19 protein-coding genes are annotated in these 20,992 nt (G+C 53.1%); 14 read left to right on the top strand and 5 right to left on the bottom strand.

The genetic code is table 11. From position 1 onward, the window contains the following. Positions 1–667 precede the first annotated feature (667 nt). From EHV15_RS24020 to EHV15_RS24060, 9 genes are all read left to right on the top strand, one after another. On the top strand, positions 668–4,345 hold the full coding sequence (locus EHV15_RS24020; protein ID WP_128633447.1) for a nitrate reductase subunit alpha: 3,678 nt from the start codon (positions 668–670) through the stop codon (positions 4,343–4,345). Next, positions 4,335–5,876 carry a nitrate reductase subunit beta gene (narH, locus tag EHV15_RS24025; RefSeq protein WP_128633448.1) on the top strand — a complete coding sequence of 514 codons (1,542 nt, stop codon included), beginning with the start codon at positions 4,335–4,337 and terminating at the stop codon, positions 5,874–5,876. Before EHV15_RS24020 ends, narH begins: the two co-directional genes overlap by 11 nt. Further along, positions 5,869–6,447: a nitrate reductase molybdenum cofactor assembly chaperone gene (gene narJ, locus EHV15_RS24030; protein ID WP_128633449.1), complete on the top strand. Its 579-nt coding sequence runs from the start codon at positions 5,869–5,871 to the stop codon at positions 6,445–6,447. Before narH ends, narJ begins: the two co-directional genes overlap by 8 nt. Then, positions 6,434–7,120: a respiratory nitrate reductase subunit gamma gene (narI, locus tag EHV15_RS24035; RefSeq protein ID WP_128633450.1), complete on the top strand. Its 687-nt coding sequence runs from the start codon at positions 6,434–6,436 to the stop codon at positions 7,118–7,120. Before narJ ends, narI begins: the two co-directional genes overlap by 14 nt. A gap of 36 nt (positions 7,121–7,156) precedes the next feature. Then, positions 7,157–7,618 carry a GAF domain-containing protein gene (locus EHV15_RS24040; RefSeq protein ID WP_128633451.1) on the top strand — a complete coding sequence of 154 codons (462 nt, stop codon included), beginning with the start codon at positions 7,157–7,159 and terminating at the stop codon, positions 7,616–7,618. Between the two features lie 35 nt (positions 7,619–7,653). Continuing rightward, positions 7,654–8,673 (top strand): sensor histidine kinase, encoded by a 1,020-nt coding sequence (locus EHV15_RS24045; protein WP_128635505.1) that lies wholly within the window; start codon positions 7,654–7,656, stop codon positions 8,671–8,673. Between the two features lie 57 nt (positions 8,674–8,730). Beyond that, entirely contained in the window at positions 8,731–9,378 is a 648-nt protein-coding gene (locus EHV15_RS24050) for a response regulator (RefSeq protein WP_128633452.1), read from the top strand. 15 nt (positions 9,379–9,393) lie between these two features. After that, entirely contained in the window at positions 9,394–9,912 is a 519-nt protein-coding gene (locus EHV15_RS24055; protein WP_128633453.1) for a hemerythrin domain-containing protein, read from the top strand. Positions 9,913–10,106: 194 nt separating this feature from the next. Beyond that, entirely contained in the window at positions 10,107–11,303 is a 1,197-nt protein-coding gene (locus tag EHV15_RS24060) for a nitrate/nitrite transporter (protein ID WP_128633454.1), read from the top strand. Between the two features lie 61 nt (positions 11,304–11,364). On the opposite strand, the gene comA is transcribed toward EHV15_RS24060, so the two are convergent. After that, positions 11,365–12,228 carry a phosphosulfolactate synthase gene (comA, locus tag EHV15_RS24065; protein WP_128633455.1) on the bottom strand — a complete coding sequence of 288 codons (864 nt, stop codon included), beginning with the start codon at positions 12,226–12,228 and terminating at the stop codon, positions 11,365–11,367. Between the two features lie 109 nt (positions 12,229–12,337). Then, positions 12,338–13,648: an MFS transporter gene (locus EHV15_RS24070; protein WP_128633456.1), complete on the bottom strand. Its 1,311-nt coding sequence runs from the start codon at positions 13,646–13,648 to the stop codon at positions 12,338–12,340. Positions 13,649–13,803: 155 nt separating this feature from the next. Between EHV15_RS24070 and EHV15_RS24075 the strand changes: the two genes are divergently transcribed. Next, on the top strand, positions 13,804–14,499 hold the full coding sequence (locus EHV15_RS24075; RefSeq protein WP_128635506.1) for a 2-phosphosulfolactate phosphatase: 696 nt from the start codon (positions 13,804–13,806) through the stop codon (positions 14,497–14,499). A 57-nt stretch (positions 14,500–14,556) separates the two neighbouring features. Here the strand turns inward: EHV15_RS24075 and EHV15_RS24080 are convergent, their stop codons facing one another. After that, complete coding sequence (locus EHV15_RS24080) at positions 14,557–15,063, bottom strand: DUF3231 family protein (protein ID WP_128633457.1); 507 nt, start codon at positions 15,061–15,063, stop codon at positions 14,557–14,559. A 252-nt stretch (positions 15,064–15,315) separates the two neighbouring features. Here EHV15_RS24080 and EHV15_RS24085 point away from each other — a divergent pair, with 252 nt between their 5' ends. Then, positions 15,316–15,603, top strand: coding sequence for a hypothetical protein (locus tag EHV15_RS24085; protein ID WP_128633458.1), 288 nt, complete (start codon positions 15,316–15,318; stop codon positions 15,601–15,603). Between the two features lie 536 nt (positions 15,604–16,139). Here the strand turns inward: EHV15_RS24085 and EHV15_RS24090 are convergent. Together EHV15_RS24090 and EHV15_RS24095 are read right to left on the bottom strand one after the other, a co-directional pair. Next, a complete protein-coding gene (locus tag EHV15_RS24090; RefSeq protein ID WP_128633459.1) occupies positions 16,140–17,042 on the bottom strand; it encodes an aldo/keto reductase in 903 nt (300 codons plus the stop codon). 66 nt (positions 17,043–17,108) lie between these two features. Continuing rightward, positions 17,109–17,969: a YitT family protein gene (locus EHV15_RS24095; protein WP_128633460.1), complete on the bottom strand. Its 861-nt coding sequence runs from the start codon at positions 17,967–17,969 to the stop codon at positions 17,109–17,111. Between the two features lie 207 nt (positions 17,970–18,176). Here EHV15_RS24095 and bioB point away from each other — a divergent pair, with 207 nt between their 5' ends. From bioB to EHV15_RS24110, 3 genes are all read left to right on the top strand, one after another. Then, positions 18,177–19,169, top strand: a complete 993-nt coding sequence (bioB, locus tag EHV15_RS24100; protein ID WP_128633461.1) for a biotin synthase BioB — start codon at positions 18,177–18,179, stop codon at positions 19,167–19,169. A 77-nt stretch (positions 19,170–19,246) separates the two neighbouring features. Further along, the gene (locus EHV15_RS24105; RefSeq protein ID WP_128633462.1) at positions 19,247–19,939 is read left to right on the top strand and encodes a response regulator transcription factor; all 693 of its coding nucleotides are present in this window, start codon (positions 19,247–19,249) and stop codon (positions 19,937–19,939) included. Further along, entirely contained in the window at positions 19,936–20,940 is a 1,005-nt protein-coding gene (locus EHV15_RS24110) for a sensor histidine kinase (protein ID WP_128633463.1), read from the top strand. Before EHV15_RS24105 ends, EHV15_RS24110 begins: the two co-directional genes overlap by 4 nt. Positions 20,941–20,992 lie beyond the last annotated feature (52 nt).

Consider the following 20,992-nt stretch of genomic DNA (forward strand, 5'->3'; position numbering starts at 1 on the left):
CTACTGTCTTGATCTACTGTCTTGATCTCTAGTCCGGTCTGTTTCACCTCCCCTAAACCTGATTCCTTCTCCTAAGCCCGTCTAAATTATCTCGAACCGATCTGCTTCTCCACCAAATATCTTCTTCTCCCGAGCTTGTCTGTTTCTCTGCTACCTGATCAAACGGGATAATCGTGCAAAGCGTCCGGACAGTGAGTGTTGATCTGCCGCCCAACCCACCGGTCTTCTCTGTCCTCAAGCTTCCAACGCCCTTCCGCGTTTCTTGCCACGATCGGTTTTGGACTTGACTTTACCAAACGAAGCGGTGTTTTTCTATTTTGCCAGCCGCCTATCTTAATTCTTTGAAAATCTTCAGTTCAAGGGCTCAAGCTGATTTTTGCTCTGCGAAAGTTGAGTTTTAACTTTTCGGGCATGGCAGAAAATGTAACGGTCACAAATACCCTTATTTACCTCAAATCGGCCTGGACGAGTAGAAGTCAGAGCCAGTCAGAGCCATTAAAGGACGCCGTCAGGCGTTTTCTTTTTAGGGTTTTCACCTCCATACTAAGGGATTTCCCTGATGGGAAAATGGAGGTGCGCCGCTAGATAATGGAGAGAGCAGAATGAATTCCATTGGATTCCCCGATCAAATGCATTCATTCGTGATGAAGGAGTGTGAATACTTCCTATGAAAAGAAGATCAGGACTTACCTTCTTCAAGAAGGCGGAATCTATTTCGGGAAACTGGTCGAAAGTTGAAGAGAAAAGCAGGGAATGGGAGAACATGTACCGCGGCCGCTGGTCGCATGACAAAGTGGTGCGGACGACGCATGGCGTGAACTGCACCGGCTCCTGCAGTTGGAAGGTGTTCGTGAAAAACGGCATCATCACTTGGGAAAACCAGCAAATCGATTACCCGTCCTGCGGGCCGGACATGCCGGAGTTCGAACCGCGCGGTTGCCCGCGGGGCGCTTCGTTCTCGTGGTACGAATACAGCCCGCTGCGCGTGAAATATCCTTATATGCGCGGCCGCTTGCTGCGGCTGTGGAGAGAGGCGCTGGCGCAGCACAACGACAACCCGGTGGAGGCATGGGCCAGCATCGTGGAAAATCCGGAAGCCGCCAAGTCCTATAAACAGGCCCGCGGCAAAGGCGGCCATGTGCGCGTGACCTGGGAGGAAGCTACCCGTCTTATAGGCGCGCAGCTCATTTATACCATTAAAAAATATGGACCCGACCGGATCGCCGGCTTTACGCCGATTCCGGCCATGTCGATGATCAGCTACGCTTCGGGTGCGCGGTTTATTTCCTTGTTGGGCGGCGAAATGCTCAGCTTCTATGACTGGTACGCCGATTTGCCGCCGGCTTCGCCGCAAATTTGGGGCGAGCAAACCGATGTGCCGGAATCATCCGATTGGTACAATGCCGGTTACCTCATCATGTGGGGCTCCAATGTGCCGCTGACGCGGACGCCGGACGCCCATTTTATGACAGAGGTTCGTTATAAAGGGACCAAAGTGGTGTCCGTGGCACCGGACCATGCGGAAAACGTCAAGTTTGCCGACAACTGGCTGGCTCCCCATCCGGGAACCGACGCGGCGGTCGCGCAGGCGATGACGCATGTCATTTTGGACGAGTTTTACGTACAGCGGCAGGAGCCGATGTTCCTGAACTATGCCAAGCAGTACACGGATATGCCGTTTCTGATTTTGCTTGATTCGCATGAAGGCAAATACAAAGCCGGCCGTTTTTTGCGGGCAAGCGATCTCGGACAACAGGCGGAACACGCCGAGTGGAAGCCCGTCATCTTCGACGAGGCCGCCGGCGAACTGACCGTTCCGAACGGAACGATGGGGCAGCGTTGGGAAAAAGACGTGAAGTGGAACCTGATTCTCGAACGCGAGGACGGCACGGTCATCAAACCGGCGCTTTCGGTTGAGGATCACGGCGCGGAGTGGACGGAAATCGTGTTCCCTTATTTCGATGCCGCCGGCAACGGCACGTTTACCCGCTCGATTCCGGCCAAAACGGTTACCCTGGCCGACGGATCGACCCGGCTTGCCGCAACCGTTTACGACCTGATGCTCAGCCAATACGGTGTAAACCGGCAGGGCGCCGCGCATACGGCTGGCGGATACGATGATGCAAGCTCGCATTACTCCCCGGCCTGGCAGGAAAAAGTCACCGGCGTCAAAGCCTCGCTCATCGTGCAAATCGCCCGTGAGTTTGCGCAAAACGCGCTGGATACCGGCGGCCGCTCGATGATCATCATGGGCGCGGGCATCAATCACTGGTTTAACAGCGATACGATTTACCGCTCCATTCTAAATCTGGTGATGCTGACGGCTTCGCAGGGCGTTAACGGCGGCGGCTGGGCGCACTACGTCGGCCAGGAGAAATGCCGGCCGATTGAGGGATGGTCATCGATCGCTTTTGCCCGCGACTGGCAAGCTCCGCCGCGGTTGCAAAACGCGACCTCGTTTTTCTATTTCGCCACCGACCAATGGAAATACGAGGAGATGAGCGCCGACTCGCTTAAATCGCCGACGGGCGGGGACATTCCGTACCGCCATCCGGCGGATTACAACGTGCTGGCTGCCCGGCTCGGCTGGCTGCCGTCGTACCCGCAGTTCAACAAAAGCAGTCTGGCGTTTGCCGCGGAAGCGGCCGCCAAAGGCCAAACGGATAACGCCGACATCATTAAGCATGCTTATGAGCAGATCGTCTCGGGCGAAACGAAGTTTGCGGTAGAAGACCCGGATGCGCCGGAGAACTTCCCGCGTTCCCTGTTCGTATGGCGCTCCAATCTCATTTCCAGCTCGGCCAAAGGCCAGGAATTTTTCATGAAACATTTGCTGGGGACGCATAACGGGCTGTTGTCAACGCCAAACGAGGAGGAGAAGCCGGAAGAAATCGTCTGGCGCGACGAGGTGGAAGGCAAGCTGGACCTGCTTGTGTCCCTTGACTTCCGCATGACCGCGACGCCGATGTACGCGGATATCGTATTGCCGGCGGCGACGTGGTACGAGAAGGTCGACATTTCCTCGACCGACATGCACCCGTTCGTGCATCCGTTTAATCCGGCCATCGATCCGCTGTGGGAATCGCGCTCCGACTGGGATATTTACCGCACGCTGGCCGGCGTGGTGTCGGAGATGGCCAAAGAGCATCTGCCCGGGGTGTATAAAGACCTCGTGTCCTCACCGCTCGGCCATGATTCGATGAGTGAAATCGCCCAGCCATACGGCGAGGTGAAGGACTGGAAGCGCGGAGAAACTGCGCCTGTCCTTGGCAAAACGATGCCAAGCTTCGCCGTGGTCGAACGCGATTATACGAAAATTTACGATAAGTACGTAACGCTTGGGCCGAATCTGGAAACCGGCAAGGTTGGCGCGCACGGAGTATCCTTCCCGGTAAAGGAAGAGTACGAAGAACTTAAGTCTATCAATGGCACTTATTTCGACGAGACGATCAAAAACGGCCGGCCGAAGCTGCATACGGCGAGACATGCGGCCAATGCCGTGCTGCATCTGTCCTCGGCCACCAACGGGAAAGTTTCGCAGCGGGCTTGGGAATCCGCCGAACAGGAACACGGTGTAGAGCTTAAGGATATTTCCGCCGACCGCGCCGCCGAACGGATCACCTTCGCGAACATTACCGCCCAGCCGCGCGAGGTTATCCCAACGCCGGTGTTCACTGGCTCCAATAAATCGGGGCGGCGGTATTCGCCGTTTACGACCAATATCGAACGCCTCGTGCCGTTCCGTACGTTGACCGGACGCCAGCATTTTTATCTGGATCACGAGATTTTCCTGCAATTCGGCGAAGCGCTGCCGGTTTACAAGCCAACGCTGCCGCCGATGGTGTTCGGCCCCCGCGACAAGCAGATCGCCGGAGGCAAAGACACCCTGGTGCTGCGGTACATGACGCCGCACGGCAAATGGAACATCCACAGCACCTATCAGGATAATTTGCACATGTTGACTTTGTTCCGCGGCGGTCCAACCGTATGGATCAGCCGGGAGGATGCCGAGCAGCATCAAATTAACGATAACGATTGGCTGGAGATATACAACCGTAACGGCGTCGTGACGGCGAGAGCGGTGGTCAGCCATCGCATGCCGAAAGGCGCGATGTTCATGTACCATGCCCAGGATAAACACATCAACGTGCCGGGCTCGGAAATCACCAAGGAGCGGGGCGGCAGCCACAACGCGCCTACGCGCATTCATTTGAAGCCGACGCAGCTTGTCGGAGGTTATGCTCAGCTCAGCTACGGCTTCAACTATTACGGACCGATCGGCAACCAGCGGGATGTGTACGTTGCCGTGCGCAAACTGAAGGAGGTCGACTGGCTTGAAGATTAAAGCGCAAATTGCCATGGTGCTGAACCTGGACAAATGTATCGGCTGCCATACGTGCAGCGTTACCTGCAAAAGCACCTGGACGAACCGTGAAGGCGCCGAATATGTGTGGTTCAACAACGTGGAGACGAAGCCGGGCATCGGTTATCCGAAGCGCTGGGAGGACCAGGAGCATTACAAGGGCGGCTGGACGCTGCGTAAAGGCAAGTTGGAGCTGAAGTCCGGCAGCAAGCTGTCCAAAATCGCCCTGGGCAAAATTTTCTACAACCCGGATATGCCGGAAATGAAAGATTACTATGAGCCGTGGACATACGATTACGAGAAGCTGACGAATTCCGGAGAGAAAAAGCATCAGCCCACAGCGCGTCCGAAATCCGTCCTCACCGGCGAGACGATGGAGCCGAACTGGGGGCCAAACTGGGAAGACGATCTGGCCGGCGGACATATTACCGGTCCGCGAGACCCCAACATCGAAAAGATCGAAGAGGAGATCAAATTCAACTTCGAGCAATCGTTTATGATGTATCTGCCGCGGCTGTGCGAGCACTGCCTGAACCCGAGCTGTGTGGCGTCCTGCCCGTCGGGAGCTATCTATAAACGCGATGAGGACGGTATCGTCCTCGTCGACCAGGAGGCCTGCCGGGGTTGGCGTTACTGTATGACCGGCTGTCCTTACAAGAAGGTCTACTTCAACTGGAAAACAAACAAGGCGGAAAAATGCACCTTCTGTTTCCCGAGAATCGAAGCGGGCTTGCCGACGGTTTGCTCGGAAACGTGCAGCGGACGCATCCGCTACCTGGGCGTGCTGCTGTACGATGCGGACCGCGTGCAGGAAGCGGCCTCCACGGCAAATGAGCAGGATTTGTACGAGGCGCAGCTCGGGCTGTTCCTTGATCCGCATGATCCGGAAGTGATCAAGCAAGCCCGTAAAGACGGCTTGTCCGAAGAATGGATCGAAGCCGCGCAGCAGTCGCCGGTTTATAAGCTGGCGATCGAATACAAGCTGGCGTTTCCGCTCCATCCGGAATACCGTACCTTGCCGATGGTCTGGTACGTGCCACCGCTTAGCCCGATCATGAGCCATTTCGAGGGCAAAGATTCGATCCAGAATCCGGACCTGATTTTCCCGGCGATCGAAGAGATGAGAACACCGGTGCAATATCTGGCCAATCTGTTGACTGCCGGGGATACGGCCACGGTCAAAATCGCCTTGCAGCGTATGGCAATGATGCGCTCGTATCAGCGGGCGCAGTTCTCGAAGCAGCCGTTTGACGAAAGCCGCCTGGCCCGGGTCGGACTCACCGCCCGGCAGATCGAAGAGATGTACCGGCTGCTGGCGATCGCCAAATACGAGGACCGCTTCGTCATTCCGACCTCACATAAGGAAGGTTACATGGACCCGTACCGCGCCCAGGGCTCGGAAGGTTTCGGCATGAATTGCGACGGCTGCGGTCCGGCCGTTCCGGCGAACTCCGGAAAAAGCGGCAGGGAGCTGTACGAACAAAACTTTTACGGGGGGATCTGGCGTGATTGATCTGGCAAAATTGCAGGAGCATAGAGAGCTGTTTGGCTTTTTTGCCGGACAGTTGGCCTATCCCGACAAACAAACCTTCTCGCAGATCCTCGAGAGCGGGGATGAGGTTTTGCCGCCTTCTATCATGGAACCGGTGATGAAATACCGGGAAGAGCTGCTTCAGCTCAGCATGGACGAGATCGAGGAGCGTTACGTGGGGACTTTTGATTTCGAGAAAACCTCAACGCTGTATATGACCTTTTCCAAATACGAGGATTCCAAAGAACGCGGGCAGATGTTGACCACGCTCAAAACGATTTATGAAATGTTTGGGCTGGAAATGGCAGACCGGGAATTGCCGGATTATTTGCCGCTGATGCTGGAGTTTCTGTACGCGGCCGATTGGCTGGACCATCCGCGAGGCGAGGTGGGCATGCATACGGTCATCACGGTGCTGGAGGACGGAACGTATCAATTGATGAAATCGTTGGAAAAGCATAAGAGTCCCTATTATCATCTCATCAAGGCGCTGAGAGAAACATTTAAGCTGTGCCTTCTGCAGCAGGAGGTGATAGCACATGAATCTGATTAATCAGTTTATCTGGGTCATTTTCCCGTATCTTTGCATGGCGACGTTTGTGGTGGGGCATATTTTCCGCTACCGCTACGATCAGTTTAACTGGACGGCCAAATCCAGCGAATTCATCGAGAAAAAACAGCTGATGATCGGCAGCCTGCTGTTTCATGTCGGCATTATTCCGGTCATCATGGGCCATATCGCCGGTCTGGGCATTCCGAAATCGTGGATGAACGCCATCGGGGTGAACGATCATTTGTACCATATGGGCGCGATGTATGTCGGCGGGCTCTTCGGCGTCTTCACGTTGGCGGGAATGCTGCTCTTGACGGCGCGCCGCCTAACGACCAAAACGGTACGCCGCTTAAGCTCGACTTCGGATATGATCGTAAACTTGCTGCTGTTGTTTATCGTATTTATGGGCATGTTCTCCACCCTGGTAACGAACAAAGTTCAGCCGGAGTTCGATTACCGGGACACGATTTCGATCTGGTTCCGCAACCTGGTGATCTTCCGGCCGGAGGCTTCCTACATGGTGGATGTCCCGCTTTCGTTTCAGATCCACATTTTGGCGGGCTTCCTGATCTTTGCCCTATGGCCGTTTACCCGTTTGGTTCACGTCTGGAGCGTACCCTTGAATTATGTCCGGAGAAGCTATATCCTTTATAGGAAGCATCGTCAGCATTAAGCTGGATCGTTGGAATAGAATTAGGGAGCCGTGGATATGAATTCTTCCTCCAGTCAGTACCAGGCAATAATAGATCGCTTGAAAAAGCAAATGGGCTACGATTTCGTATCGCTCGCCTTCGCCGAATCGGCCGTGAACGATTTCGTCCTCACCTGGAAATATGTATCGGGTAATTTAAACAACCGCTATAAACGCATCGTCCTTCAATCGGGAAAAGGGATTGCCGGCATCGTCTTCAAGACCGGCAGTCCCATGCTCGTTTCCAATGTTGCCAAGGAATTGAATCCGCCGGATCTGTTCAATTATCCGATCGTCGTTTCGGAGCGGCTGACCAGCCTGGCGGCGATTCCTTTGTATTTGGCGGATCGCGTGGAAGGCGTGCTGCTCGTTGGCTACCGCGGGGAGCGGCGCATGACGGACGAGGCGTTTCGGCATTTGCATGAAGCGCTGCACGGCAAGTTTGGCGAATTTGATGTAAAGGAGTTGACACCCCAGTGATCCGGCCGCCTGCGAATATTCCGTTCGAATTGCTCATGAGCCTGTATGAACACAGCTCGGATGCGATTGTATTCTTCGATAAGCAGCACCGGGTGATAGCGATGAATCCGCAGGCCGAGGCCATCTTGGATCCCCGGGTGCTGGAGCAGCCGGCCGAGCCGGACAGCAACTCGTTTTGCTTCACGTGCGCGGGCTATACGAGCGAAGATGAGCTGATGTCGTGCCTGAATTGTTATCTCGCCGATACACAGAAGGATTTCAGCTCGTTCCAGCTGTTTTTGGAGACCAAAAATAAAGAGGTTGTCCCATACTCCGCCAGCTTTCAAACCGTTGATGCGGAATCGGGAATTCGGGTGTTGATGCTGCGCAATCTGACGAATCAATGGATGACGCAGCAGACGCTCAACCGCAACAAGATGACGAAAAGCATTATTAAAGCGCAGGAGGACGAACGCAAGCGGATTTCCCGCGAGCTGCACGACAGCGTAGCTCAGGAGCTAATCAGCTCGCTGGTCGACCTGCGGGTATTGAAATATTTCAAGGTGCAGGATGAGGCCCTGCAGAAAATACGGCAAACCGAGGCTTCCTTGACCAGGCTGCTGGAACAAATCCGCAACCTGTCGGTGGAGCTGCGGCCGGCCTCGCTGGACGATCTCGGACTGGACGCCGCCTTTCGTTCGCACTTTAAATGGATTGAGAAAAATTACGGCGTGTTGGTTCATTTTAACGCGGAACTGGGCGGCCGGCGCTTTAACAGCGAAATCGAAACGGTCGTTTACCGGGTTTGCCAGGAATCGGTGTTAAACGCCTTGAAATATGCCGATGTCGACGAGATCGACGTCCGGCTGTTTGCGTCGGAGCATACCCTGGAGCTGGTCGTTGCCGACCAAGGCCATGGATTTAACGTCAATACGCGCGATCCGAAAGGGACCGGGCTTGGTTTATACGGAATGAAGGAGCGGACGGAGCTCGTGGGCGGTGAGCTTTCCGTCGAGTCGAAGCCGGGCAAAGGAACAACGGTTCAACTTAGGGTTCCGCTCGGAGAAGCCCGGTAAGGCGCTTAAGCAAAGGTTAAGCGGAGAGAATACATCAAGGACGGGGAGGATTGCGCAGTGAAAGTGTTAATTGCGGATGATCATGCCGTTGTCAGAAGCGGGTTTGCGATGATCATCAATTTTCAAGAGGATATGGAAGTCGTGGCTACGGCGGCGGATGGCCTGGAAGCGTACAAAATGGTCGCCAAGCACCGGCCCGACATTCTGCTGATGGACCTCAGCATGCCTCCCGGGGAAAGCGGCCTGATCGCCACGGCCAAGATCAACGAGGATTTTCCCGAAACCAAGATCATCATTCTGACGATGCATGACGACGAGGAATATTTATTCCATGTGCTTAAGAACGGCGCGCGCGGCTATGTGCTGAAAAATTCGCCGGACGAGCAGCTCGTCACCGCTATTCGTATGGTGTATCAGGGCGGCGTTTATATCCATCCCAAACTTGCCACCTCCCTTGTCCGGGAGTTCATCGCCCATAATCAACAGCTAGATGAGGCCAGTCCTTACCAATTGCTATCGACCCGCGAAATCGAAATTTTGCCGCTCGTCGCCAAAGGGTACGGGAATAAGGAGATCGCCGAAATGCTGCATATCTCCGTCAAAACCGTGGAAGCCCACAAAGCGAAAATGATGGAAAAGCTGAATCTGAAAACAAGACCGGAGCTGGTGGAATACGCGCTCAAAAAAAAGCTCCTGGAATTTTAACGGAGGCTGGATTTCATGGAACAAGGAACGTTGCAAAACGAAGCGCCCGCCATGCGCATCCTGGAAAACGAGCACCGCTATTTGGCGCATCTGATGAACGAGTGGCACGCGATCGTATTGGGGCTCCAGAATGACCGGTATACGCCTGAGCAAGCCAAGGGTGAGTTAGTCCGTTTACGCAAGCTGCTGAACGATTTCAAAGCGCCTCTGCGCAAACATTTTCAGAAGGAAGAGGCCTATTTTTTTCCAAGGTTGGGGCAACATATTGGATATGAGCAAGGTCCGATCGTTTCGATCGAAAATGAGCATGAAGAAGTCTTTGCCTACATCGATCATTTCCTTCATTATTCCGACGGTGAGTTCACGCTTGAGCAAATGAAGGCTCTTTCGCGGGATGCGGGCGAGGCCTTTGAAATCTTGACCGTCCATTTCGTCAAGGAAGAAACGGTGCTGTTTCCGATGACCGAGAAGGTCATGCGCAAAGCCGAACAAGAGCAGTTGTATAGGGAAATGTATAACTTAATTGTTGAATAGTCCCTATATATCAATGAGCAGCCCATAACCATCAATTGATGATTATGGGCTTTTTCGTGTCGAAATGGTTACATAAGGGAGTTTCTTGGGCGGATCGGGGGAAATCCCTATTCAGGCGTAGGGAACATATACGCTAAGATACGGGTGGGGAATCTGATTATGGTTCATTCAGTAATATGGGAAAGGTGATCTATGTGATAAGAAAAGTTCAATTACCACTGCAAACGTTAAATCTCATCGTCGGTTTTGCCGTATGGGTGATCATCTCTTCGCTCGTGTCGTTTATGGGCGAAGACATCAACATCCCGCCGGACAAGGTGGCGATCATCACGGCCATTCCGGTCGTGCTCGGTTCGGTACTTCGTATACCCATCGGTTATTACACGAACATCTTTGGGGCCCGGATCGTCTTTTTGATCAGCTTCATTTTATTGCTGTTTCCGGTGTACTACATCAGCGAAGCGAAGTCATACGTGGATCTGATCATTGGCGGATTGTTCCTCGGGATCGGCGGCGCCGTGTTTTCCGTCGGCGTCACGTCGATTCCGAAATACTACCCTAAAGAACGCCATGGCCTGGTGAACGGCGTATACGGATTAGGGAATTTGGGGACGGCCGTCACCTCATTTTCGGCGCCCGTTATCGCTACGCAAATCGGCTGGACGATGACCGTGAAGCTGTATCTGATCTTGCTGCTGGTATTTGCGGCTTTGAATTTTCTCTTAGGCGACCGCAAGGAAGTCAAAGTGAAAACGTCAATGATGGAACAAATCAAAGGCGTCTACAAAAACGAAAAGCTGTGGCTGTTTTCGTTGCTCTATTTTATTACGTTTGGCTCGTTTGTCGCTTTTACCGTGTATTTGCCCAATTTCCTCGTCACGAACTTTGGCCTGGACAAAGTTGACGCAGGGATGCGGACGGCCGGCTTCATCGCGCTTGCTACGTTCATGCGCCCGGTTGGCGGTTGGCTGGCGGACCGCTTTAACGCGCTGTATCTGCTGGTCGGCGTCTTTTCGGCCTTTACGCTGGCCGCGATCGTGTTGGCCTTCTCGCCGACGTTTACCTTATATACGGTCGGTTGCCTCGTTATCGCGATCGCCGCGGGGTGCGGGAATGGGGTGATCTTTAAGCTGGTGCCGCAATATTTCAACAAGCAGGCCGGCATCGTCAACGGGATCGTCTCGATGATGGGCGGACTTGGCGGATTTTTCCCGCCGCTGCTATTGTCTTACATCCATTCCGTAACCGGACAGTATTCGATTGGATTTATGCTGTTGTCGCAGGTGGCGCTGGCCAGTGTGATCCTCGTTCTCTGGATGCTCTACCATGACAAGGCGAGCTTGCCAGCGGAAACGACCAGTTCAGCAATTAAAAAGATAGCCGATTTTTAGGAGAACAGCCTTGGCCGATCGTCAACCATCGGGCCAAGGCTGTATTATATTGCGCGATTATTTAGATCACGTAAAAAAATTCCTTCGCCCCCGTTTGCTTAACGCCAAATTCGAAGGTATCCTGGCGCAGCCCCCGGCGCATTGTCTCGAGCGACAAAATATCGGCCGGAGGAATATTCCCCAGGTGCACATCCGACCCGAATTTCCGCAGCAGCAGCACTTGTTGATGCTTCAGCGGGGCCTCCCACATCAGCCTGCGGGAATCGGGCACAAATTCGAGGATATTGTCGACAATGTCCATGCGGCAATCGCCGTTATCATCGAAAATGCCGACGCCGCATCCCGATTCGCGGGCTTCTACGGTCATCAATTCGGCGCCGGCCTCCAGGTCGGCCTCCTGAGTCTCCGCCAGATGTGTGGCATCGATGAGCGACCCGGTCAACTTTTTGCCGAATTCCGTAACGACCCGGAGTCCGTGTTTTTTGCCTTCCTGAATCAGTTCGGTGCGTTTTTTGCGGGGAAGGTCGATCGTTCCGTCGGATACCTCAATCCCGTTGAAACCGAGGCTGCAGACCGCGTCAAAGAAAGCCGGAACGACGTCTTGCTGTACGGCCGTTTCCAGCAGCGTGCCGCCGGGCATTACCATCAGACCGTGCCGTTTGGCCAAGTTGATCTTATATAACAGCAGCTCCGTGCTGTACAGCGGGGTCGTGCCAAAGCCGAATTTAACGCAATCGACATAGGGGGAACCCAGTTCGATAAAATCCGCAAACGCATTTCTGCCCAATCCTTTATCGATGATCATCGTGAGGCCGCGGCTCATTGCCTCCAACGGTTGACGGTTGCCCTCGCCAGGGGCTTGATGGCGCAGTCCGCTCGGGTCGTTCAGCTCGGGGGGCCAAACTGTACGCAACGTACTATTCATCTTGAAATCTCCTCATTTCTTTAAACTTATCTTGGATCCAATGTCATAGGCATATTATGCGTTTGCCCCCCGGCAGGTGCCCATCTTTTGGCAAAAGCGAATCGCGGATTCAGCTGACTTTGCGCGGCGGCCGGATCAGGAAAAAGACCAGCCCCAGCGTAATCAACGATAAGACGGAGACGGAAATAAACACCAGATAATCCGAGCGATCCATCATCCAGCCGAATAACGGCGGTCCGAAGGCGACTCCTAAAAAACGCAGGCTGTTATATAGGGAAGTGATCATGCCCCGTTCGCTTTTTTGCACCGCCCCGGTAATGATCGTGTTTAGACAGGGCAGGAGCAGACCTGTGCCGATGCTGCTGACCGTAAGCAGGCCGATAAATAAGTAAATGTTTTTGAAGAAAAAAATCGTGGCCCCAAGGGCCAGCGTCATCAAAAGCAGCCCGATATTTATAAGCCAGCGCATCAGCGTGCCTTTTTTCTTGATCAGACTCCCGGTCGTATAGGACGTAATGACCATGCCAAGCAGGGGAATCGCCAAAATCAAGCCTTTGACGACTCCGTCGATGTTGTAAGGCGGATCTTCCAATATGTTGGACAAATAAAACAGCACGCCGAACAAAATGAACAACCCCAAAGAACCGGCAAAAAAACAGGTGATCAGCCAACTGCCTTTTTTGCTGAAAATATCCCCGATTTTGTGAATGTATTTCCCCAGCTCCTGCTTCTGCTCATGTTTGGGTTCCTTAATCAAAAACAAGACAGCAAGCAAAGAAATAAGGCAAAACGCGGGGAACGCGAAAAAAGAAGCATACCAGGCGATTAAAACGAGCAGGGAACCGATAATCGGACTAAGCACCTTCCCTGACCCGTTGGAGGCTTCGATCAATCCCAAGGCTTTACTCTCCGTGCCGCCTTTATAAAGGTCGCCAACCAGGGCCATCGCGATGGGAGCGGTGCCAGCGGCCGCCATCCCCTGGATCGCTCTGGCGGCAATTATCACCCCGTAGGAGTCCCAAATCGCTCCGAAGCCGGCCAGTACGCCCGCTCCGCCGTAGACGACCAAAGCGGGGATGATGATCATTTTCCGCCCAAACTGGTCGGATAAATAGCCGATCACTGGTATGAACAGTGCGGCGGCCAGAGAAAAAATCGAGATGACCAGGCTGCTCTGAAATTTGCTGATACCGAGCTGCCGCTGCATTTCCGGGAGCACGGGGACCAGCATCGAATTGCCGAACACCTGCACGATCGGAATGGTGGCGATAGCGATAAATTCCCAAATACGGCCTTTGGATTCGCTGCCGGACTTTTCTGCCGCCTCGTTTGACTCCATCTCTTTCAATTTGCGGCCTGGAGTGAGGCTTATATCGCTTTCGAACGAAATATTCAGCTTGCGTGATTTGGTCTTTTCCATGTGAATTAGCTCCTCAAATCGGCAAAATGTAAACACATAATTAACAAGTTCATTATTTGTTGTTTACACGGAAGGTATTCACTTTCATGTCCGTTGCACCATATAAGCCGGATTAGGCATAAGCTGATAATGCTCGGGAAGAAGGGAGGAACATGTTGAATATCGAGATTATGCAGGGGGACGGCCGGACACCCGCGGCTTCGGATATCAACGTGGTGATTGACGTCATAAGGGCATTTACGGTCGCTCATCTGGCATTCATTCATGGGGTTAAAGGTATCTTTCTTGCGGCGACGCTGGAGGAAGCTTTTTGCTTGAAAAAGGAAATGAGGGATCTTCTTCTGGCGGGAGAGGAAAAAGGGCTGCTTATTGACGGTTTTGATCTTGACAATTCCCCGGCGCGGATAGGGCGGGCCGACCTTCAAGGGAAGTTTTTGGTCCAGAAAACGACCAATGGCGTGAAAGCGGCGTTGCACGCTCTGGATGCCAAGCTCGTTTTGGTTACGGGGTTTTCAAACGCCAGGACAACCGCCGAATATATTAAAAGGAATTGGCTAAAGTCCAATCCCGCCATCGGAGTCAACATCATTGCCTCGCATCCGACGGGGGACGACGACCTGGCCTGCGCGGAGTATATTTCCGGCATGCTTCGGGAAACCTTCGCTCCCTCGGCGGAAGAAACCAGGTTAAGGATACTTAGCTCCGAAGCGGCCCGCAAGTTTTATGATCCCGGCAAGCCGGAATTTTTGCCAGCGGACATGGAATTTTGCAGCACGGAGCTGCCTTCGGATTTCGTGATGGCGGTGAACCGCCGGAAGGGCATCCCTTTCGTGGAGAAAGTTATAGTTTGAATGGATGGAGAATAACGATTTTTGGGGGCAACTTTATCGTTATTCTCCTTTGCTTTTTTATTCGGGCTTTTTAACGAGCAGCGGCGGTGGGACAAGCCAGCCCTTTTCTTTGTTTAAGCGAAGAATCCGCAGGCCGAATCCGGTTTTGGTGGTGTGATATTTGGCAAATAACGCGCCGATGTCCTCCCGGATGGACATGCCCATCGCCGCGCTGCATCCCGCCAATCCTGCCGCGATATCCATGGCGAGCTTTGCGCCGATTTCCGGATCGGCAAACCGGGCCCCGGCCGGGATATCTTCCAGCTTGGCTTCCGGGCGTTCCGGCAGCATGGGAGGCGGCGTAATGCCGGCCTCGCTGAGCAGTTTGTCGAGCTCTTTGATTTCGAGCTTGGCTTGATCGATCAAATCGCCGAGCAATTCTTTCAGCTCCTTATCGCCGGCATGATAAGTATACGCTTGATAACACGACAGTATCATTTTCGCTCCCATCGAGCTTTCCCAAATCGTAAATATTTCTCCGTAATGCATCGGTTCATTTTTCGGATTGCCATCCAATACGCCCATTGTTTTAACTCCTTAAATTTATTTTTGGTTAAACAGGACTATTATGCCCAATTGCCGCGAAATCTTTTTTGATCGCAGGCACTTTTTGTTTGCTTCATGTGTTATAAAACATAGAAAAACAAGGAGGTGAGTGCTTATAAGGAGCGCAGGATCACCGACTACGACGCATTTTAGGAACTGAAAGCTAAAGTCGAAGCATCAAGCGGGACTGGCGTTGCCGCAAAAGTGATTCCGTGGACGGAGGCTGGTGCTGTGCAGGGGAAATATACACTAGGTACCGCTCATATTGAAATCAGCGCCGTAATGCTTCGCGGCGGAAAGCTTACGCAGGAGCAGGAAGACAAGGCAGAGCTTATTTCGGTAGAAGGCAGGCACCTTGTTTATAACCATGTGAAAAAAGAGAATAGAAGCTATCATTACCTTACATGGTATAACGAACAGCAGGATGCTTACTATCTCTTATCCACTTTCGGCGGGCACGCTTTAACCAAGGAGCAGCTTATAAAGTTAGCCGGGGAATTATTCCGGGGCGGACTTTGAAAAAATTCAAATGGGGGGAGTTGGCACGTGATCGTTTTGAAAAAGCCGGCTGCTTGGAACGGCAACGAATCGTCGGCTCTCAAAATAGCGGCAATTTATGTGCTTATTATCCGGAGTAAGTCGTGTTCCCACTCATTAGCGCCATTTTTTGTTCTTATTTTCCTATAAATGGCCCAGACACGGGGAAACCCCATATGATTCGAGAAAATAGCGACATAAATTGCCTCTATTCCTCTTAAATTGACCGGTATCGCTGGAATAACGCCATTTTTTGTACTTATTTTTTCGCTGGAGTTTCCCGGGCAGAAAGAAAGGCTGCTCCTGTCTCCAACTTAACCAAACTTATCCAAACTAACTCAACCCACCCCAACTAACTAACTCAACTCGTCCAACAAAACCAAACCAAACCAAACCTAACTCAATTCAACCTATCACCGTGCCTTGCATGAGGATTAACTTCAACCAGTTAATCCTTCTTTCGGTAAGATAACGCGCTCCTCTCTCGGCGCGCGTTACGGCCCATGCAACGCCGGCCGTTACCGGTGCTGCGCGTACACGTTAGCTTTGCTCACCCGGCGGATCAGCTGGACTTCCTCGGCGGACAGCGCCGGAACGTCAGCGGCGGCGATGTTTTGCAGCAACTGCTCCCTGGAGCTGGCGCCGGGAATGACGACGGCCACCGCCGGGTGGGCGAGGGAATACCGGATCGCCAATTGGGTCAGGCTGCGCCCGTCGGTCTCCAGCTCTTGGAGCTGTTTGCGCAGCGAGATCAGCTCTTCCAGCTCATAATCGAGAACGCCTTTGACGGGCTCTCTCCCGGCGGCGAGCCTGCCGCTGGCCAGCGGGCCGCGGGCAATAACGCTGATTCCCTTTTCCTGGAGCAAAGGAAGAACGGTTTCCTCGGCCCGCCGGTCTATGATGCTGTATTGATTCATGACGCTGACGATGGAAGAGCGGGCGGCGTATTCCCGGATTACGTTGGGACGAATGGAGGAGATGCCGTATTCCCGGATGACGCCTTCACGCTTCAATTGCTCAAACGCTTCGATTGTCTCATCGATCGGATCTTCGATGGTTCCTCCGTGAAGCTGATACAAGTCGATATAATCCGTGCCGAGTCTGCGCAAGCTTTCCTTTACGGCCGACAGGATATATGTTTTGGAAGGGTCCCACCCCCAGCCGTCCTGCCCGGGAATTCTCCGGTTGCCGACTTTTGTGGCCAACACGACCCGATCCCGCCGTCCCCGAATCGCCTTGCCGACGATCTCTTCATTGTGCCCGGTATCGTACAGATCGGCGGTGTCGAGGAAGTTGATGCCGAGCTCCAGCGCTTCATGGATAAGCGAGACGGCTTTGGCTTCGTCCGTCCCCAAAGTCATGCAGCCCAGTCCGATTTCGCCGACGAACAAATCGGATGCGCCCAAACGATTCATTTTCATATGATCCATCTCCTTAAATCGGCATATGTAAAATATAATCTTCGTCTATCATATCATTTAAATATGTTAGTGGATGTCGCGTTTTTTGAAGTTTCCTCCGCGCACTTCGGAAACGTCGGATACGACGACAAATGCGCTGTGATCGATGTCTTTGATGATGGAGAGCAGCTTCGTTTCTTCCATGCGGTTAATGACGCAGTTCAAGATTTGCGTCTCTTCCTTCGAGTATCCGCCCCGGCCTGGGGTAAAAGTAACGCTTCGGCCCAAACGGGATTGAATCGCTTCCCCGAGTTCTTCCGATTTGCTGCTGATCACCTTGACCGACTTCGATTTCTCCAAACCGACCTGAATGATGTCGATGACATTTTTGGCGATATAATAGGTTAGCGCCGAGTACAGGGCGTTTTCCAGGCCGTAAATAAAGCCGGCGCCCGTAAAAATAAAGGCGTTGATGACGAGGATAATGTCGCCGACGGAGAACGGAATTTTGCGGGAAAGCAGCACCGCGAGCACTTCCGATCCATCCATGGCGCCCCCGCTGCGGAGCACGATCCCGATTCCGACGCCGATCAGCAGCCCCCCAGCCAGGACGACAAGCAAAGGATCTTTAGGTCCCAAAATCGGTTTGATATGATGCATCAGCACGGTGGAAACCGATAAAGCCACGATGCCGACACTGCTCATAATCGCGAACGTTTTTCCGACCTGTTTGTAACCGAGGTAGACGAACGGAATATTTAAAATAAACAGCAAAATACCGAGAGAAATGCCGAACAGGTCGGAACCCATGATGCTTAAGCCGGTAACGCCGCCGTCAATGACATCGTTGGGGATCAGTACGGCTTCCAGACCGTATCCGGTAATCACTGCCCCAATGATGATCATGATGACTCTGCGGATCCATTCGAATAGTTTACTTTTTTTCATCTATTTGCTCCTTAGTTATTTTGATATATTCATTATATCATTGTTTTATGGGGTTAACCAATTATCTAAAATTTAAGATGAACGTCAGAAGGTTCTTTGCATAACCGGTTTCTTTTGTTAAAATTTACTGGACTCATTGTTAACCTATCTAGTGATTTTAGGTTGACAATTAAGTGATAGTGCTAATTTCTGAAGGGATGGGATAACATGATGAAAACGAATGGGCCGTGGGATACTTACGTTTTAAAGGCGCTTCACGGGGATTGCCTCACGATCGAAGAAGGGCTGGCCGTGCTTCAGGCGGAGGATGATGAACTGCTCCCCCTGATGGAAGCGGCTTTTCAAGTCAGAAAGCATTATTTCGGCAAAAAAGTGAAGCTGAACATGATTATTACCGCCAAAAGCGGACTTTGCCCGGAGGACTGCGGCTATTGCTCGCAATCGATCGTTTCGGCGGCTCCGGTCGCCAAATACACGCTGCTGGATAAAGAGTCGCTGCTTGCCGGCGCACGCGAAGCGTTGCAGCGCAAAGCCGGAACCTACTGCATCGTGGCGTCCGGCAGAGGGCCGACGGACAAGGAACTGGAGCAGGTCGCGGAGGCGGTGAAAGAAATCCGGGAGACCATGCCGCTCAAAATATGCGCCTGCCTCGGTCTGCTGAAAGCGGATCAGGCTAAACGTTTGTCGGAAGCGGGAGTTCACCGCTATAACCATAATTTGAATACGAGCAGGGCGAATTATCCGTCCATCACAACCACTCATACCTACGATCAGCGCCTCGAAACGGTGAACATCGCCAAGGCCCACGGTATGTCCCCTTGTTCCGGCGTGATCATCGGGATGGGCGAGACGGACCGGGAAATCGTGGAGATGGCGTTTGCGCTGCGCGAACTGGACGCCGATTCGATCCCGATCAATTTCCTCAACGCCATCCCGGGAACGCCGCTGGAGCGAGCCGAACGGACGGCGGCGCTTAAGGCCCTGAAAACGCTGGCCCTGTTCCGCTTCATTTGTCCGTCCAAGGAAATCCGCGTGGCCGGCGGCCGCGAAACGAGCCTCCGCTCGCTGCAGCCATTGTCCTTGTACGCGGCCAATTCGCTGTTCGTCGGCGACTACTTGACGACCGAGGGGCAGGACGTTGCCCTGGATCACCGCATGATTGAGGATCTGGGCTTCGAGATTGAACTCACCGCGATTTAGCGTTAGGAGGATAGCGCGGCTGTCCGTTTTCCATTAAACTGAAAAGGAAAACGAAACGAACAAATGTGGTGATAGGCTTGTTTAACATTATGCTAATCGAAGACGATCGGACGCTTTTTCGGGAAATCAAAGAGCGGCTGGAGCAGTGGTCCTACGGGGTGCATGGGGTTCGCGACTTCGGGGACGTGCTGCAGGAGTTTACGGCGATCCGTCCCGATCTGGTTGTGATCGACATTCAGCTGCCGAAATATGACGGGTTCCACTGGTGCCGGATGATCCGGGCGCACTCTAAAGTACCGATTATTTTTCTGTCCTCGCGCGACCATCCTACCGATATGGTAATGTCCATGCAGCTGGGGGCGGACGATTTTATCCAAAAGCCGTTTCATTTCGAAGTGCTGATCGCCAAAATCCAGGCGACGCTGCGGCGCGTATACGACTACAATACGGAGCGGGTGGAGCTACGGACGTGGCGCGGGGCCGCGGTTGAGTATGTGCGGAATACGATCCGGAACGAGCAGGGGACGATCGAGCTGACGAAAAACGAAATGCTCATTTTAAAAATGCTGATCGAACGTAAAAATCAGATCGTCAGCCGGGAAGAGCTGATTCGGAGCTTGTGGGACAACGAGCACTTCGTCAGCGATAACACCTTGACGGTCAACGTGAACCGGCTGCGCAAAAAGCTGGAAGAAATCGGGCTCGGCGCATATATCGAAACCAAAGTGGGACAAGGGTATATGGCCACGGAAGAGGCGGCTTTGCTATGATATGGAAATTTATAAGGGAACGGCTGAGCTGGATTTTGCTGATCCTCGGATTACAGCTGCTGCTGGTGTTTATCGCGATGATTGACCGGGCGATCCCGCTGATGCCAATCCTTTATATCGTCTTTTTGTCGATGCTATTATTTGCCGTCTTTCTAATTTTGCGTTATTCGAAAGAAACGAGGTTTTACCAGAGCCTTGCGGCGTGGGACGATACGTACGACCTGTCCGCGGTCGCTCCTCCCGGCAGTCCGTTTGAAGAGATCACGCTGGACATGATAAGCGCGCAGACGGACAAGCACCGGAAGGAAGCTTCGGCACATGTGGCCCGCCTGGAAGAGGAAAAGGACGACCTGATGTCCTGGATCCATGAAGTCAAAACGCCGCTCACCGCCATGCGGCTCATGATCGACCGGCTGGAGGAAGGGACGCTGAAATCGCAATTGAGGTACGAATGGCTGCGTATTCACCTGCTGCTGGATCGCCAACTGCATCAGATGCGGATCGCTTTTATCGAAAATGACCGTTATATCGAGCGAACGGAACTGGAGCCTGTCGTGCACAAGGAGATCAAGGAGCTGCAAGCCTGGTGCCTGCAAAAGGGCATCGGTTTTGACTTGTCGCTAACGGTTAAGGAGGCGCTGACGGACGCCAAATGGCTCGGTTTCATCCTCCGGCAGCTGCTGAGCAATGCCGTAAAGTACAGCCAGGCTTCCGATATCGTCGTGGACAGCGGATCGCAGGAAGGCCAGACCTGGCTGCGCATCCGGGATTTCGGCCGGGGCATCGATCCGAAGGATATGCCGCGCATCTTCGAGAAAGGATTCACGTCGACAGCGGCGCATCAGGATCATGCGGCTACGGGAATGGGGCTGTATTTGGCGAAAAAGGCCGCGGATTCGCTGTCCATACGCATCGAGGCAGAATCGAGGCCGGGCGCGGGGAGCGTTTTTACGCTGTATTTTCCGCAAAGCAACGATTTCGTAAGTACGCAGGGCATGTGACAACATTGTCACATGCCCTGCGTGTTTTGTTCGGCGAATCGCAGGACAGGGC

This window comes from Paenibacillus oralis, from assembly GCF_003863965.1.
GTDB classification, from domain to species: Bacteria; Bacillota; Bacilli; order Paenibacillales; family Paenibacillaceae; genus Fontibacillus; species Fontibacillus oralis.

Coding starts and splice junctions, on each gene's coding strand:
- bioB (WP_128633461.1), top strand. CDS start 18,177: ATGATGAAAACGAATGGGCCGTGGGATACTTACGTTTTAAAGGCGCTT.
- EHV15_RS24080 (WP_128633457.1), bottom strand. CDS start 15,063: ATGGGCGTATTGGATGGCAATCCGAAAAATGAACCGATGCATTACGGA.
- EHV15_RS24040 (WP_128633451.1), top strand. CDS start 7,157: ATGAATTCTTCCTCCAGTCAGTACCAGGCAATAATAGATCGCTTGAAA.
- EHV15_RS24070 (WP_128633456.1), bottom strand. CDS start 13,648: ATGGAAAAGACCAAATCACGCAAGCTGAATATTTCGTTCGAAAGCGAT.
- EHV15_RS24110 (WP_128633463.1), top strand. CDS start 19,936: ATGATATGGAAATTTATAAGGGAACGGCTGAGCTGGATTTTGCTGATC.
- narI (WP_128633450.1), top strand. CDS start 6,434: ATGAATCTGATTAATCAGTTTATCTGGGTCATTTTCCCGTATCTTTGC.
- EHV15_RS24095 (WP_128633460.1), bottom strand. CDS start 17,969: ATGAAAAAAAGTAAACTATTCGAATGGATCCGCAGAGTCATCATGATC.
- EHV15_RS24045 (WP_128635505.1), top strand. CDS start 7,654: ATGAGCCTGTATGAACACAGCTCGGATGCGATTGTATTCTTCGATAAG.
- EHV15_RS24055 (WP_128633453.1), top strand. CDS start 9,394: ATGGAACAAGGAACGTTGCAAAACGAAGCGCCCGCCATGCGCATCCTG.
- EHV15_RS24090 (WP_128633459.1), bottom strand. CDS start 17,042: ATGAAAATGAATCGTTTGGGCGCATCCGATTTGTTCGTCGGCGAAATC.
- EHV15_RS24020 (WP_128633447.1), top strand. CDS start 668: ATGAAAAGAAGATCAGGACTTACCTTCTTCAAGAAGGCGGAATCTATT.
- comA (WP_128633455.1), bottom strand. CDS start 12,228: ATGAATAGTACGTTGCGTACAGTTTGGCCCCCCGAGCTGAACGACCCG.